Annotated in this window: 13 protein-coding genes; 11 read left to right on the forward strand and 2 right to left on the reverse strand. The window is 54.8% G+C overall.

The genetic code is table 11. The annotated features are described in order from the left end of the window. The first annotated feature begins 254 nt into the window (after positions 1-254). The 11 genes from K1V27_RS07670 to K1V27_RS07720 all read left to right on the forward strand — a co-directional run bounded on the left by K1V27_RS07670 (position 255) and on the right by K1V27_RS07720 (position 13,958). Positions 255-680, forward strand: a complete 426-nt coding sequence (locus tag K1V27_RS07670) for a response regulator (protein ID WP_258929066.1) — start codon at positions 255-257, stop codon at positions 678-680. An 11-nt stretch (positions 681-691) separates the two neighbouring features. Then, a complete protein-coding gene (locus tag K1V27_RS07675) occupies positions 692-2,455 on the forward strand; it encodes a sensor histidine kinase (protein ID WP_258929067.1) in 1,764 nt (587 codons plus the stop codon). Between the two features lie 131 nt (positions 2,456-2,586). Continuing rightward, on the forward strand, positions 2,587-3,021 hold the full coding sequence (locus K1V27_RS07680; RefSeq protein ID WP_258929068.1) for a response regulator: 435 nt from the start codon (positions 2,587-2,589) through the stop codon (positions 3,019-3,021). A 10-nt stretch (positions 3,022-3,031) separates the two neighbouring features. Then, positions 3,032-3,427 (forward strand): response regulator, encoded by a 396-nt coding sequence (locus K1V27_RS07685; RefSeq protein ID WP_258929070.1) that lies wholly within the window; start codon positions 3,032-3,034, stop codon positions 3,425-3,427. A 5-nt stretch (positions 3,428-3,432) separates the two neighbouring features. Beyond that, positions 3,433-3,864 carry a sigma-54-dependent transcriptional regulator gene (locus K1V27_RS07690; protein ID WP_309574001.1) on the forward strand — a complete coding sequence of 144 codons (432 nt, stop codon included), beginning with the start codon at positions 3,433-3,435 and terminating at the stop codon, positions 3,862-3,864. 103 nt (positions 3,865-3,967) lie between these two features. Next, positions 3,968-5,263 (forward strand): sulfite exporter TauE/SafE family protein, encoded by a 1,296-nt coding sequence (locus K1V27_RS07695; protein ID WP_258929073.1) that lies wholly within the window; start codon positions 3,968-3,970, stop codon positions 5,261-5,263. Positions 5,264-5,267: 4 nt separating this feature from the next. Then, a complete protein-coding gene (locus K1V27_RS07700) occupies positions 5,268-5,975 on the forward strand; it encodes a hypothetical protein (protein ID WP_258929074.1) in 708 nt (235 codons plus the stop codon). Positions 5,976-6,099: 124 nt separating this feature from the next. Further along, the gene (locus K1V27_RS07705) at positions 6,100-8,736 is read left to right on the forward strand and encodes a PEP/pyruvate-binding domain-containing protein (RefSeq protein WP_258929075.1); all 2,637 of its coding nucleotides are present in this window, start codon (positions 6,100-6,102) and stop codon (positions 8,734-8,736) included. 150 nt (positions 8,737-8,886) lie between these two features. Next, positions 8,887-10,140 (forward strand): sensor histidine kinase, encoded by a 1,254-nt coding sequence (locus K1V27_RS07710; protein WP_258929076.1) that lies wholly within the window; start codon positions 8,887-8,889, stop codon positions 10,138-10,140. A 23-nt stretch (positions 10,141-10,163) separates the two neighbouring features. Beyond that, positions 10,164-12,866: a bifunctional acetate--CoA ligase family protein/GNAT family N-acetyltransferase gene (locus K1V27_RS07715; RefSeq protein ID WP_258929077.1), complete on the forward strand. Its 2,703-nt coding sequence runs from the start codon at positions 10,164-10,166 to the stop codon at positions 12,864-12,866. Positions 12,867-12,992: 126 nt separating this feature from the next. Continuing rightward, positions 12,993-13,958 carry a universal stress protein gene (locus K1V27_RS07720; protein WP_258929078.1) on the forward strand — a complete coding sequence of 322 codons (966 nt, stop codon included), beginning with the start codon at positions 12,993-12,995 and terminating at the stop codon, positions 13,956-13,958. Positions 13,959-14,040: 82 nt separating this feature from the next. Here K1V27_RS07720 and K1V27_RS07725 read toward each other — a convergent pair whose 3' ends face one another. Both K1V27_RS07725 and K1V27_RS07730 read right to left on the reverse strand, forming a co-directional pair. Continuing rightward, positions 14,041-14,523: a Crp/Fnr family transcriptional regulator gene (locus K1V27_RS07725; protein ID WP_258929079.1), complete on the reverse strand. Its 483-nt coding sequence runs from the start codon at positions 14,521-14,523 to the stop codon at positions 14,041-14,043. Positions 14,524-14,668: 145 nt separating this feature from the next. Then, positions 14,669-14,962 carry a hypothetical protein gene (locus tag K1V27_RS07730; protein WP_258929080.1) on the reverse strand — a complete coding sequence of 98 codons (294 nt, stop codon included), beginning with the start codon at positions 14,960-14,962 and terminating at the stop codon, positions 14,669-14,671. Positions 14,963-15,170 lie beyond the last annotated feature (208 nt).

The raw sequence follows: 15,170 nt of genomic DNA on the forward strand, positions 1-15,170 counted from the left end.
AAATATCAAGGGTATTTTCGCAGCCGGTGCAGATTTCCGCAAACCCGATCAGCAAACCTCAAAAAGCTCCCGTCTCCTTTACATTGTGTAAAAAATACTGACAGAACCAGCGCCCGCCCGGTGCTCCGCACACGCTCGCAAATTTTCTTAAATTCTTTTGTTTTCATTCGGTTAGTTGGGGCAAACAGTTTTTTCCAGGTTTGGCACAGCCTTTGCCCACTCGAAGAGTTCGAACTCTTTCAAGAGAAGGATTAATGGACGGCACATTTCAAATTCTCATTGCAGATCGAAATCGCCACGTGCGGGAATTTCTTCGGCGCGAGCTCGTTTCGGAAGGCTATCGAGTGCTGTTGGCCAAGGACGACAAGGAACTGCTTGGCATCATCGACGGACAAGTGCCGGATGTGCTCATCCTTGATCTTGAGATTCCTCATGGCGGAGGCCTCGCCGTGCTGCAGTGGATCAGGGACCGCAATCTCTCGCTGCCGGTGGTGATTCACACCTTTCTGACGGAATACGCGAGTCACCCCGCTGTTCAAGGCCGCGCCTCGGTTGTGGAGAAAATGGCCAATACCGGCATATTGAAGGCAGCGATTCAGGACATCCTCAAGAAGAACTACCCTTGCAGATTCGAGTCGGCTGAACGACTGCGTGACGCCGAGGTGGAAAAAGAAAGCTAGAAGGGTGTGCCATGGACAGTCAAACGGATTTTTATAAATCGCTCACCAGGAATATGATGCTCCTCATCGCACTGGTTTCATTTACTCCCCTGGTGCTGGTGAGCGGCATTCTCGGGTATGAATTTCACACCTCCTACCAGGAGAAGGTCATTGCTCACCTGCAGGAGCTTGTACAGAAACAGAGGCAGAACATCGACGTTTTTCTGACCGAAAAACTCGCCAACATTCGGGTGCTGGCGGAAACCTTCAGCTACCAGCAACTGCAAGACGAGCTTTTCCTTAAGAGAAAGCTGGCGCTCTTTCAGGAAAACTACGGCGGCGCATTTGTTGACCTGGGTCTGGTCGATCAAAACGGGATTCAGATGTCTTATGCGGGGCCGTTTCAGTTGATGAAGGCGAATTATTCTCAGGCACAATGGTTCAAGGAAGCCATGGAAAATCCCTATTTCATCAGCGACGTGTTCCTTGGATTACGCGGTTTGCCCCACTTCATCGTGGCCGTGCAAAAGGAATCGCATGGAATGAAATACATCCTGCGATCCACCATCGACTTCGTGGCCTTTAACGATTTGGTGGAAAATATCCATATCGGCAAGACCGGTCTCGCTTTCATCGTCAATCAAAAGGGTGAATTCCAAACCAAGCCGCGCCTGGAAGCACCGATGAACAAAGAGTTTTTTCAGTCGCTCATGACGAATGTTCACAAGCAGTTCCTAGCGGTAGGCGAGGCCATCGTGGAGGTGAGTGATCACCAATGGAGGTCGTACCAATCGGAAGGCGAGGTGACGATCGTGCGCGCCCTGGATAATGCAGGTGTGCCGTTTCTGTATGTGATGACGCCCCTCAAGAACGGGGACTGGTTCCTGGTCTATCAGCAGGAAGAGAGAGATGCCTTTGCGGATCTTTACCGGGCCAGAAAAATTGCGCTCACCATCATTTTACTGGGCGGCCTGGCCATCATTTTTACCTCATACGTTCTATCCCGCAGGATGGTCCGCCACTTTGCGCAGGCGGAGCGCGAGAAGGAAATGATGAATGAACAGGTGATCGAGGCCGGCAAACTGGCTTCAGTGGGTGAGTTGGCGGCCGGGATCGCGCATGAAATCAACAATCCCGTGGCCATCATGGTGGAGGAAGCCGGATGGATTGAAGATTTGCTGGACGAGGAGGATCTGCGCGAGAGTGAGAATTTGCAGGAGTTCCAGCGAGCTCTCAAGCAGATCAAGACCCAGGGAGTCCGGTGCAAGGAAATCACCCATAAGTTGTTGAGCTTTGCAAGAAAGACCGATCCAAAGTTGAAGATGGTCTCGCTGAACGACTTGATCAACGAGGTTGTGGGGCTGTCGGAACAATCCGCCAAGTACAGCAATGTCAAAATCGTCAAGCATCTGACCCCGGACATCCCGGTCATTTCCGTGTCGCCCTCCGAGATGCAGCAGGTGCTCTTGAATTTGATCAACAACGCCATCGACGCCATGGATAGCAAGGGAGGCACACTCGAGATCACCACCCGCATGGAACAGGACATGGTGGTGATCGATGTGGCCGATACCGGTCAGGGGATCCCCAAAGCCAATCTGCAGAAAATTTTCGATCCCTTTTATACGACCAAGCCGGTCGGCAAGGGAACCGGCCTGGGGCTTTCCATCTGCTACGGCATCATCAAGAAGATGGGAGGCGAGATCACCGTCAACAGCGCTGTGGGAATCGGGACTACTTTCCACGTCATGCTGCCCGCTCCGGAGGAAGAGACGGTCGGAGAAGAGGATTTGTGAGGGGTATTTCTCTGGAAGAGGCCTGAACGGGACCTCATGCAGAACCGACCTTGAGCCATTGGTGGAAACGGTTGCAATCATCAGAGAAAAGTTTAACTGGTAAGTAAATCAGAAACTTGGAAGGAGAGGACATGACTTCAGCAGTGATTCTTTTAGTCGATGACGAAGTTCCATTCGTAGAGGCCATGATGAGACGGCTCAAAAAGAGAAATCTCAATGTTCAGGCGGCTTTCAGCGGTCATGAAGGGCTCGATAGGTTGGCTAAGGACAACGACATCGACGTGGTGGTCCTGGATGTCAAAATGCCCGGCATGGACGGAATCGAGACGCTGAGGGAGATCAAGAAGAAGTTTCCCCTGGTGGAGGTGATCATGCTGACCGGACACGCCACCGTGGAAACGGCCATCGAGGGCATGAAGCTGGGTGCCTTCGACTACCTCATGAAGCCGTGCGACATGGACGAGCTTCTGGGCAAGGTGGCGGAAGCCAAGGCAAAGAAAAGCAGACACGAGCAAAAAATAGTCGAGGCGCGGGTCAAGGAGATCGCTCTGCGCCGCGGCGACTAGGAAGCCTGCCATGACCGTTGGAGAAAAATTTTTCAAGGAGCCCAAGCGGCTGCTCCTGGTGGATGACGAGAAGGGCTACGTGGCTGTGTTGGCCAAGCGCATGGCCAAAAGAAACATACAGGTCACTCCGGCCTATTCAGGCTCCCAGGCAATTCAGGCGCTGCGCAAGCAGGACTTTGACGCAGCGGTTCTGGACCTGAAGATGGAAGACATGGACGGGATTGAAGTGCTCAAAATTTTTCAAAAAATGGTTCCGAGTATGCCGGTGATCATGCTCACGGGTCATGGTTCTGAAAAGGCCGCCAGAGAAGGAATGGAGTTTGGTGCGTTCGATTATCTGACCAAGCCGTGCGACCTGGAGGAGCTGATCGAAAAGATACGGCAGGCTTGCGAGGTCAGGAGGTGATGCAGGTGGATGCATTCAGCGTCCTTTTGGTGGATGACGAACCGGAGTTCTTGGAAACCCTTGTGAAGAGGCTGAAGAAAAGGAAGCTCACGGTTCACGGGGTGAAGAGCGGTGAAGAGGCTTTGCAGTGGTTGACCAAAGAGTCCGTCGATGTGGTGGTGCTGGATGTCAAGATGCCCGGCATGGACGGCATAGAAGCTCTGCGGCAGATCAAGCAAAACCATCCGTTGGTGGAGGTGATCATGCTCACGGGCCATGCCAGTATGGAGGTTGCCATCGAGGGCATGGAGCTCGGGGCCTTCGACTACTTGATGAAGCCAATGGACATCGATGAGCTCCTATACAAGTTGCAGGATGCTTACCAGAAACAGTCGCTGCGGCGGCAAAAGATCAAGAAGATGAAGGAGGTGGTTGAAGCGGGTGATGCCGGTAACTGAGAGGGCCGAATGAATGAGGATTTCGCGCTGACAAGGGCGGTGGATTGTTGCATTCAGACATTGGCGATTTTCCAATGAAGAGACAGGTAGGAGGTAGAATTAGATGAGCAAAATGAGGCGACTTTACAATATGTTTTTGCTGGCCTCCGTGGCCCATGCCAAATGGGACTACGAGACCTCGATGAACATCATAAACGACAAGAAGCGGCTGCGCATTCTGGGGTTGATGCTGGCCCCCGTTGTCCTGGTTTCCATAGCTCTGGCAGCCGGCGAATCAGCCGGAGAACTGCCCGCTATTCTGGGCGGCAAGCATGCCTACAGCCCTGCTTATTACACCGGATTCATTTTTGCGGTCTCCATCGCCATCGGTCTGTGTGCGGGCCTGATCACGGGAGCCATCGGGGCCGGCGGTGGATTCATCATCACACCGGCACTCATGAGCGCCGGCATTAAGGGGATTCTGGCGGTCGGCACCGATTTGTTTCACATCTTTGCCAAAGCCATCATGGGAACCGTGGTCCACAAGAAGCTGGGCAACGTGTCGGTGGGACTGGCGGTGGCCTTCCTGGTGGGTTCCGGCCTGGGGGTGACCGGTGGCGGTGTGATCAACCGAACTCTGTATGAGAGCAATCCCATATTGAGCGATACATTCATCAGCGTTGTGTACGTGGTTTTGCTTGGCTTCCTGGGTATTTATGCCATGGTTGATTTTCTTCGGCTGAGCCGGTCGGGGGAGGATGTCGGGGCCCATGCCGGTGAAAGCGCCCACGGGGCTGAAGCCGCTTCCGGCGAAAAGGGACTTCCCGCCAAGCTGCAGTCTGCCAAGCTGCCCCCGCTGATCGCCTTTGACGAAGACCTGGTGCCCGGCGGGAAGAAAATTTCCGGCGTATTCGTGGCCCTGTGCGGCGCCGTCGTCGGCTTTGTGGCTGCCATCATGGGCGTGGGCGGCGGGTTTTTGACCTTCCCCATGTTTGTCTACATTCTCGGCGTTTCCTCCTTCACTACGGTTGGAACGGACATTCTCCAGATCATCTTCACCGCCGGTTACGCCGCCATCGCCCAATACGCCATCTATGGATTCATATTTTATACTCTGGCGATGGGAATGCTGTTGGGCTCCCTCATTGGGATTCAGGTGGGGGCGCTCACCACCAAGGTGGTCAAAGGCATTTACATTAGAGGATTCTATGCCATGGCGGTGTTGGCCGGCTTCATCAACCGGCTGTTTGCCCTGCCCGGCAAGCTGGGTGAATTGGAAGTGATCAGCATTTCCAAACCGGTCGCGTCGACCCTGACCATGCTTGGAAACTGGGCTTTTTTTATTGTGGTCGGCGTGTTTGCGGTCTGGGTGATCGGCAAATTCTTCGGCAATATGAAAGTGTTGCGAGGGGAGGTATAAGTCAATGATGATTGTGGATAAAAAAGAATTTAGGAATGGTGCGCTGCTGGGCGTCAGTTTTTTTGTGGTGCTGGCGATCATGTTCATGCCCGTTTTTGGCGGGAGGAATGCGTTTGAAGCATCCGACCGGCTGTTCAATTCCATTGCCAAGGGCTCGACTTATTATATTCCCCAGGTGATGAAGCAAAATGAGGAATTTAAGGGGCGGCAGATTGACGTAGCGATCCAACTGGACAGCCCGGAGCTCATTTCCAGGGTGAGCCGCCTGTTTTTTGACGCCGGTGCGTCAGTCAGCACCGAGGGTACCCAGTTGAAGGTGCAGGGGGACCTCGGCAGGATTCTGGAGCTCACCCTCCAGCATGCGGATACCGTGTTCCACAACCGCGGCGATGAGCTGGTGCAAAAGTACGGCTTCCATCAAAAAGAAGTGCTGTATGACTGGTACAAGTCGCTGAAAGCGGTCGGCAAGAGCTTGACCCGGCAGGAGAACTTCAAGGAGGCTGCGTGGATAGATGAGGTGCTCAAGAGGGCCGTGGAGGTCTCTTACAATTTCTTCAAGATCGAGCCTCGGTCGGCGGCGTCGGCGGCGGGGATACTGACTTTTGCGCTGGTTTTCTATGTTATCTATACCATGTGGTGGGGCTACTCCATCCTTTTCATGTTTGAGGGCATGGGCCTGCAAATGAAGTCGGGCAAGAAGAAGGAAGTGTAGCTTATCCGGTCAACCTTCTTTGGGTCAAGGAGGGGGTAGGGTGAGGGTCCTAATAAACACTTTGCGGATCCTCGCCCACCACCCCGGACTTGTTATGCCTATTATCGGCTGGTAGGGCTGAGCAATGCTAAGCTTTCTCAGGAAGATCTTTGCAAGAGGAGACCACGAAGCGATTCCTCCCATGGATGTCGAGGAGCTTCGGACCACCTTCAAGGTCCGCTATCATCACTTCAAACTCCTCTTGAACGCAAACAATAAAGCTCTTGAGATGATGACCGAGATGGAGCACGCCCTGCACGGCAATCGGCCGTTCGGGATGGCATTCATCAAGGCCGCCTGCACGGCCATTTCCGCCAACGTGTTTCATATCGTCAAGAATTTGAACGAGTTGGCCCCGGGGAAATATGAAGAACTGTATGACCGGTTTAAAGAGATACAGGAAAATATAAGTCGCGAATTGTCCGTGCGTGAACACAGGATAGGGGATAAACTGGTCATCCCTCTGGCCGAAGCGGACAAGGACATGGCGGACCAGGTGGGCAGCAAGATGGCCAATCTGGGAGAAGTGCGCAATCGAATTCACTTGCCGGTACCTCCCGGTTTTGCCGTCAGTTCCCTGGGATATCATCGTTTTATGGAGCACAATAAGCTGCAGGTGGAAATCGATCGGCGTATTCAGGCTACGGTGGCCGAGCGTATGGACGAGTTGTTCAGACTGAGCGCCGACATTCAGCAGCTGATTATCCGCTCGGAAGTGCCCGCTGATCTCGAGGAGGCCATTATGGAAGCCTATCGAGAAATTGAAAAACAGGCGGGAGCGGGTGTCAGGGTTTCGCTGCGCAGCAGTGCGCTGGGGGAGGATATGGCGGGCACCTCTTTTGCCGGTCAGTATCGCTCTGAACTGAATGTCAGTGCCGAACATATCCTGCACGCCTATAAGGAAATACTGGCCAGCAAGTACAGCTTGGCCGCCATGAGCTACCGCCTCAACCGGGGTATCCGCGATGAGGATGTTTCCATGAGTGTAGGCTGCATGGCCATGGTCAACGCCGTTGCCGGCGGCGTCATGTACTCGCGCAATCCGATGGACATCAGGGATACTTCAATCCTGATCAATTCAGTGTGGGGACTGCCCAAATCGGTTGTGGACGGCAGCGTAACCCCCGATGCGTTCACGGTCTCGCGCGATGACCCCGGGGAAATTCTATCCAGGGACGTGCGCGTCAAGGATCGCAAGTTTGTGTGTTACCCGGATGAAGGTGTGTGCCGGCTGGATTTGACCGGGGAGAGCAGCGAGCTGCCTTCGATTACCGACGAACAGGCACTTGAATTGGCCAGGATGGCCGTCAGACTGGAAGAATATTATGGGGGCCCGCAGGACATCGAATGGGCTGTCGGAGACGACGGGATTATTTACCTGCTGCAATGCAGACCGTTGCAGCAGATGGAATCGACACGCCCCCCTGGCGAACAGCCTCCCGCCGGCTCGGACGACAGCGCCGCCATCATCCTCGCCGGCGGAATGACCGCCAGTCCGGGCGTCGGGTGCGGTCCCGTCTACATCGTCAGGAAGGACATGGATGCGCTGCAGTTTCCTGAAGGGGCCGTGCTGGTGGCATCCCAGTCGCTGCCCCGATGGGCTTCCATGCTGAGTCGAGCGGCCGCCGTCGTTACCGAGCAGGGCAGCGTGGCGGGACATCTTGCCAATGTGGCGCGCGAATTTTCAGTGCCTGCACTGTTCGGCGTGCTTCATGCCACACAACAATTGAAGCAGGGCGATTTGGTGACGGTCGATGCCGATGGGCTGAAAGTCTACGAGGGGCGGATCGATGCGCTGTTGGCTGCCAGATCCGAACCCAAAAAGAATCTTATGGCCGGAAGCCCGGTCTATGAGATGCTCGAAAAAGTCGCCGAACACATCGTCCCATTGAATCTTCTCGACCCCGATTCCACTGAGTTCAGGGCCAGGAATTGCACCACTTTTCATGACATCACCCGGTTTTGTCACGAAAAATCGGTTCAGGAGGTTTTCAGTTTTGGTAAGGAGCATCATTTTTCGGAGCGATCCAGCAAGCAGTTGTTTTGCAAGGTTCCCATGCAGTTCTGGATCATCAATCTGGATGACGGCTTCAAGGGGGAGGCGGGGAGAAAGTATGTCCAACTGGACAATATCGCCTCGATTCCCATGCTGGCGCTGTGGGAAGGAATGACCGCCGTTCCCTGGGGAGGACCGCCGCCGGTGGATACCAAAGGCTTCATGGCGGTGTTGATGCAGGCGACGACCAACCCTGCTTTGGATCCGACCATGAAGTCCGATTACGCGGCCCGCAACTATTTCATGATTTCCAGGAATTTCTGCAACCTGAGCTCAAGGTTCGGATTCCATTTTTCAACCGTCGAGGCTCTGGTGGGAGAGCGGCCAAGCGAAAACTACATCAGCTTCCAGTTCAAGGGCGGTGCGGCGGACTATCCGAGGAGGGTGCGGCGCGCCGTTTTTGTCAGCAGCATTTTGCAAGACTACGGCTTTCGCACCGAAGTGAAGGAAGACGCCGCCTTTGCCCGCATAGAAGGGCACGAAGAAAAATTCATGCGCGAGAGGCTGGCCATTTTAGGTTACCTGATCATCCACACTCGGCAGCTGGATATGATCATGTCGAGTAACGCAGCGGTGAATAACCACAAGAGCAAGATTGTAAGCGATATCGAATCGATTTTGCGCGGTGAATACACGGGCAAAAAATGCCCGACTGGTTCGAATTAGCTGCTATCCTGGGCGCCGTTCCCTTGTGGGAGAGGGACGGGGGTGAGTGTGTAGCACACCACCCAGCCGACCTCTCTCCCACGGAACGAGGGGAACTGCGGGAGGCGCCCGATAGAAGTGAATCAGGCATACACAACAAAGAAGAGCTGCATGCTTGTCAACAGTCGATACATCTCTGTCAAAGTCAACGAGCCTCAGTTGCGGGACCGTAACGAGGCGTTGTTCATATTGCTTGACATCAGCAACTTCCTGTCCACTCCCCACGACTTGCAGGAGATTCTCGACGGCGCCCTGAGCAAGGTTCTGGAGTTCTTTCACCTGGACGCAGGGCGCATCTATTTGATGGACGATGCGGGCGAGTCGCTCTCTCTGGCGGCCTTCAAGGGGCTTGATACGCAGGGGCTGGAGCGCGTTAAAATTAATGAAGGATTCACCGGTAGAGCCGCGCGAACCCGTTCTTTTATCGCTCAGCGCACGTCCGAGCTGGAGGACCCGGAGCGGACCCGTCTGCTGGTAGGGAAGGGATTCAAAGTGGTGATCTGTGTTCCCCTGATTGCCATGAGAAACGTCGTGGGCGTGATGAATCTGGCTGCCGGAAGCATGATCGAGTTGGACCAGGCAAAAATCGATCTGCTCATTTCGGTGGGGAATCTGATCGCTGTGGCGGCCAACAATGCAAAACTGTATGCCGATTTGAAACAATCATTGAAAGAATTGAAAACCCAGAAAGAAGCCATCGAATTTTTTGCCCACTCCATCTCGCACGACCTCAAGAGTCCGGCTGTCGGAATTCATGGGCTGACGGCACGACTGGCAAGAGACTACCATGACCGGTTGGACGACAAAGGCCGGCTCTACTGCCGGCAAATTCTGCGGGCGTCCGAGCAGATAGCCGGCCTGGTGGACAAGATCAATGCGTACATTGTGGCCAAAGAGGCACCTTTGGACTATGTATCGATCGATGTTGGAGAAGTTCTGCAAATGCTCAGAAGTGAAATAGCGGATGAGCTTGCCCGGCGCAGGATCAGATGGGTGGAGCCGGCGGAGATGCCCGAGATTGTGGCGGACAAGATTTCCTTGGTGCGGATTCTGCGCAACCTCATCGGAAACGCCCTCAAACACGGCGGTGAAGGTCTGAGTGAAATCAAGGTGGAATACCAGGACGGCGAGAAACACCACATTCTGCGCGTCAGCGACGATGGTGTGGCGTTGAGTAGAGAGGATGCCGAGAAACTCTTCCAGCTCTTTTATCGCCATGAACGTTCTCAAGGGGTGGAAGGCGCCGGACTGGGGCTTGCCATTGTCAAGGAGCTTGCCGAACGCCACGGCGGCAGGGTGTGGATAGACCTCGAGGCGAAAAAGGGCATGACTTTTTGTGTCTCGCTTGCCAAGTCTTTGTCCTAGGTGGGGGAGGAGCCCATTGCACAATGCCGATTCATAATCTCGACAAAATGTTCAAACCGGCTTCGGTCGCTGTAGTGGGGGCGAGCGAAAAAAGCGGCAGCATTGGCCGGGCGCTCATGCGAAACCTGCGCGCAGGCGGTTTCCCCGGGGAGATCTATCCGGTCAATCTGCGCCATCGAGAGATCAACGGGATCAAAGCCTATCCGAAAGTCTCCGCCATCGGCCAGGCGGTTGATCTGGCAATCATTGCCACTCCCATTACCACTGTGGCTTCTATCATCCGCGACTGCGGCCAGGCGGGCGTTGATTGTGCCGTCATCATATCAGCGGGCGGCCGAGAGATCGGGAGCAAAGGTCTGGAGATCGAGGCGAGAATTCGGGAGGAGGCCGGCGCGAGCCGGGTGCGTATCATTGGGCCCAACTGTCTTGGGGTGGCCTGCACCGAAGCTCGTTTGAACGCCAGTTTTGCCGGTCAAATGCCCATTGCCGGCAAGCTGGCTTTTGTGTCCCAGAGTGGGGCCATGTGTACCGCGATTCTTGATCTTTCCTTCAAGGAGCACATCGGCTTCAGTTATTTTGTCAGTGTCGGCAGCATGCTGGATGTGGATTTCGGGGACATGGTCAATTATCTGGGCAACGACCCCAACGTCAGCAGCATTCTGCTCTACATTGAAAGCCTGAGCGATTTCCGCAACTTCATGAGTGCCGCCAGAGCCGTCTCGCTGGTCAAGCCCATTGTCGCCCTGAAAGCCGGAAGATCCCCGGCAGGGGCGCGCGCAGCCGCTTCCCACACGGGCGCCATGGTGGGTGAAGATGCCATTTACACCGCGGCCTTCGAGCGGTGTGGCATCATGCGTGTGCAAACCATCGAGGAATTGTTCGATTGCGCGGAAATCATGGCCAAGCAACCGCGCCCCACCGACGCCGGCCTGGCGATCATCACCAATGCCGGTGGGCCCGGGGTCATGGCGACAGACGCTCTCGCCGCATACAACATGGAGCCGGTCCCTCTCGGCGACGCAACCATAACCAGGCTGGATGCATTGCTGCCGCCCTATTGGAGCCGTGCAAACCCCATCGACATCATCGGAGATGCAGACCTGGAACGGTATCGGGGAGTGATCGAGGTCTGTCTGGCCGCCAAAGAGGTCAGCGGTGTCCTGGTTATCATGGTGCCCCAGGCCCTGACCCACCCGACGGCGGTGGCCGAGGCGCTCTGTGAAACGTTGAAGGGCAACAGCAAGCCGGTCTACACGGTGTGGATGGGGGGCGAGAGCGTCGAACCGGGGAGGAGACTGTTCAACCGGATGGGTATCCCCACCTATGATGTGCCCGAGCGGGCCATCCGCGCCTTTATGACGATGTATCGCTATGCCCGCAACCTGAAGCTGTTGCAGGAAATTCCTCAAAAACTGCCGAACGAACCCGAATATCAGCAGAATGTCGCACAAAACATCATACACCAGGCCATTGCGCACGGTCGTCGGTGCCTCACCGAAATCGAATCGAAGCAGCTCTTGCTGGCCTACGGGATTCCCTGCACCCGCACGGAGGCGGCAAAATCCGTCGACGACGCTGCGCGGTTGGCCCGGGACATCGGCTTTCCAACCGTCATGAAAATCCATTCACCGGATATCACTCACAAATCGGATGCCGGAGGGGTGCTGTTGAACCTGTCGGATGAGGCGGCAGTGCGTGACGGCTTCGATCGGATCATGCACAACTGCAGGGCTCATAACCCCAGGGCCGACCTCTGGGGAGTCACGCTGCAGCCGATGATTCCACGGCCTGACTACGAACTGATTATGGGCAGTAAAATGGATGGACAATTCGGTCCGGTCATCCTTTTCGGATTGGGGGGAATCCTGACGGAGGTGCTCGAAGACAAAGCCATCGCTCTGCCACCCCTCAATCGCTTGCTGGCCCACAGGCTCATCGAGAATACCGGGGTGTATGCGCTGCTCAAGGGTTATCGCAACCAGCCGGCGGCCAACATGGTGCTGCTGGAAGAAATACTGGTGCGCCTTGCGCAGCTGGTGATCGATTTTCCGGAAATCCAGGAACTGGACATCAACCCTCTGGTTCCATTGCAGGGTGATATTCTTGCTCTGGACGCTCGAGTGGTGGTGGCCTCTTCCACCATTCCATCACCCCTGCACCTGGTCATCAGTCCCTATCCGAGCCAGTATGAACAGACGGTGGTCACCAAGTCCGGGCTGGAAATCTTCGTCAGACCCATCAAGCCGGAGGATGCGCCGTTGCTCAGCGAGCTTTTCGATTCGCTCTCTCCGACCAGCATCTATTACCGGTTTTTCCGGCCGTTGCGTTACCTGTCCCACGACATGCTGGCTCGCTTCACGCAGATCGATTACGACCGGGACATGGCGCTGGTGGCTCTGCAACGGGTGGGGGACGCGGAAAAAATGCTGGGAGTGGCTCGCATCATCAGCGATCCGGATATTACCAAAGCGGAATTCTCGGTCCTTGTGGGCGATGCCTGGCAGGGCAAAGGCGTGGGAGCCACGTTGCTCGAACAATTGGTGGAGATCGGCAGAGAGCGCGGGCTCGAGTTCCTGTGGGGAGTCGTTTTGCCGGAAAATACCAATATGCTGGCTCTTGGACGCAAGTTGGGCTTCACCATTAAGCGAGTGCCCCAGAGCAGCGATTTCGAATTGAGGATCAATCTGCAGCAGCCTTCTCAGGGTGACCGGGAAGGGGTGACATAGATCCGGCGCTTCACCTCAAACAACACTCGTCAAGGCCCGCATGCGGTGCGCACGACAAATCGGCAGAAACCCGGGCCGCCACTAACTCGTTCAGGTGTCAATGGGCTTTCACAAGGGAGGATCATCATGGTGGATTCGGCAAGAAAGAAAATTCTGTTGGCGGTGGATGGATCGGAACAGGCCATGGAGGCGGTTCGCTACGTGTCGAAGGTGTTGCCGCCCGAGCAAATGGAAATCGTTCTTTTCAATGTTATGACGAAAATTCCTGAATCGTTCTGGGATTTGCAAAAGGAGCCGGCCTTTTATCATAAGATAGCCAACATCAAGGCCTGGGAAGTTCAGCAGGAGAAGATCATCCATGAATTCATGGAGAATGCCGGTCGCCTGCTGCTGGATGCCGGATTTCCCGAAGATGCCTTCAGCGTGAATATTCAGGAGCGCCGGGACGGGATAGCCAGGGACATCGTGACCGAATCCCAAAAAGACTACAGTGCGGTGGTGCTTGGACGCACCGGCCTGAGTGACTTGAAGGATTTAATTCTCGGCAGTATCGCCAACAAGCTGATGGAGCGCCTCACGGATGTCCCCGTCTGGATCATTGGGGGTTCGCCTCAGCCCGGCAGGCTTCTCATCTCCATGGACACTTCCGAATGGGCCATGCGAGCGGTCGATTATGTGGGCTCCATGCTGGATGGCTCTCCAGCCGAAGTGCTGCTGTTCCACGCGGTAAGGGGCTTCGACATTTTTCAGCGGGGGCATGGCAAAGCGTTTGTGCCGGAGCACAACAGGGATTGGATGGAACAGGCCGAAAAGGAGCTCAATGAGGCAAGCAGGGCAATCGAGCCGATCTTTGAGAAAGCCGCACAGCGTCTTGTGAGCGCGGGTCTGTCCGCGGACCGGATTGCCACTAAAGTGGTTACGGGGGTCTCCAGCCGGGCCGGCGCCGTTGTCCTGGAGGCTCAGCGGGAGGGGTATGAAACCATCGTGGTGGGGCGCAGAGGATTATCCAAGGTGCAGGAATTCTTTATGGGTAGAGTGAGTAACAAAATCATACAGATGGCCCGCAAGATGGCGGTCTGGGTGGTGAGCTAGGAGCGGCCGGCTGCCCCGGGGCGGTTAGCCTCGGGGGCCTTGATTTTTGTGTCGACCGTCAGCTTGAGGTGATGGTCGGCCATTATCCAGGAAGAGCGGTGATGATGGTGGGGGCTTTGACCATCTCGCGGATCTGTCTTTTGGCGACTTTGTAACGCTCAAAATACAACTGAGCAAACTTTTTCATCAGCTTGTAGCCCATGTCGGGGTCCTTCTCGCAGAGATCGAAAAGCTTGTCCGCATCGACTTCAATCAATTCTGAATCCTCCAGACAAACGGCGGTCAGGGTGTATTCCTGCGGTTTCATGAAACATGCGGCGCCGAATAATTCGCCGCGTTCGCGCATCTCAAATCCAATGCCGACCTGGTCTCCCGGTTGCAACTCTCTCAAACTGACCAGACCCTTGAGGACCACATAGATATGTCTGGCCCTTTCACCTTTTTCGTAGACATGGGAAAACGTCTTGTAGTTCTTTTTTTCAGTAATCTTTGCCAGTTCACTTAATTGCGAATCTGCGAAGATGCCAAATAGCTCGAACTTCCTGAGTTCAGCGACGTCAACCATGGTGGGCCTCCTTTCATAAAGATCACCCCCCTCGCACCATACATGCAATGCGTGGATGACCGTGACGCCATGCATTCCGGCGAATCCTGGATCCCGTTCCGGGATTCGTCGGAATGACGGGCTCGACAACTTGTCGGATAGCTCCCTACGGTTCGTAGTGAATGGGGTTTCCCATGTCCGCAAACGAAAAGTTCAAGAAAATGTGATGTCCGTTGTAGTCCAAGACGCGCAGATCATCTGTTTCGCTCAAGTCACCCATGACCACCGAAAAGTGCACCCCGTATTTTTCTTTCACCTTGTCGAATGGAAGCTCATAAGCGATGAATTTCTTGATTCCCTTGGCACTCAATTTTTCTACAAATTTCTTGTCCGTAAATGATTCGTAAGAAGTGAGTATCAGAATTGGGCCCGTTCCTGTAAAAACAATACCTGCTTTCATCGTACCGACTCCTCCTTCGCGAAAAACAATACTGGTTGGTTGAAAGATCACAACGTACGGGGTCAAACCCGGAGGGTGACAAGCCGTCCAATCCTCATTCTCCGAGCTCGGCCTCTGCCATGTCAGTACCTGATGAGCAAGGTGCATGCCAAAGAAGGGGGCATTGATGATTTGTCGAAATACGTGGGAGGGAGCTTTTGCGTGCACC

The sequence above is a fragment of the Desulfoferrobacter suflitae genome (genome assembly GCF_022603395.1).
GTDB classification, from domain to species: Bacteria; Desulfobacterota; Syntrophobacteria; order Syntrophobacterales; family Syntrophobacteraceae; genus Desulfoferrobacter; species Desulfoferrobacter suflitae.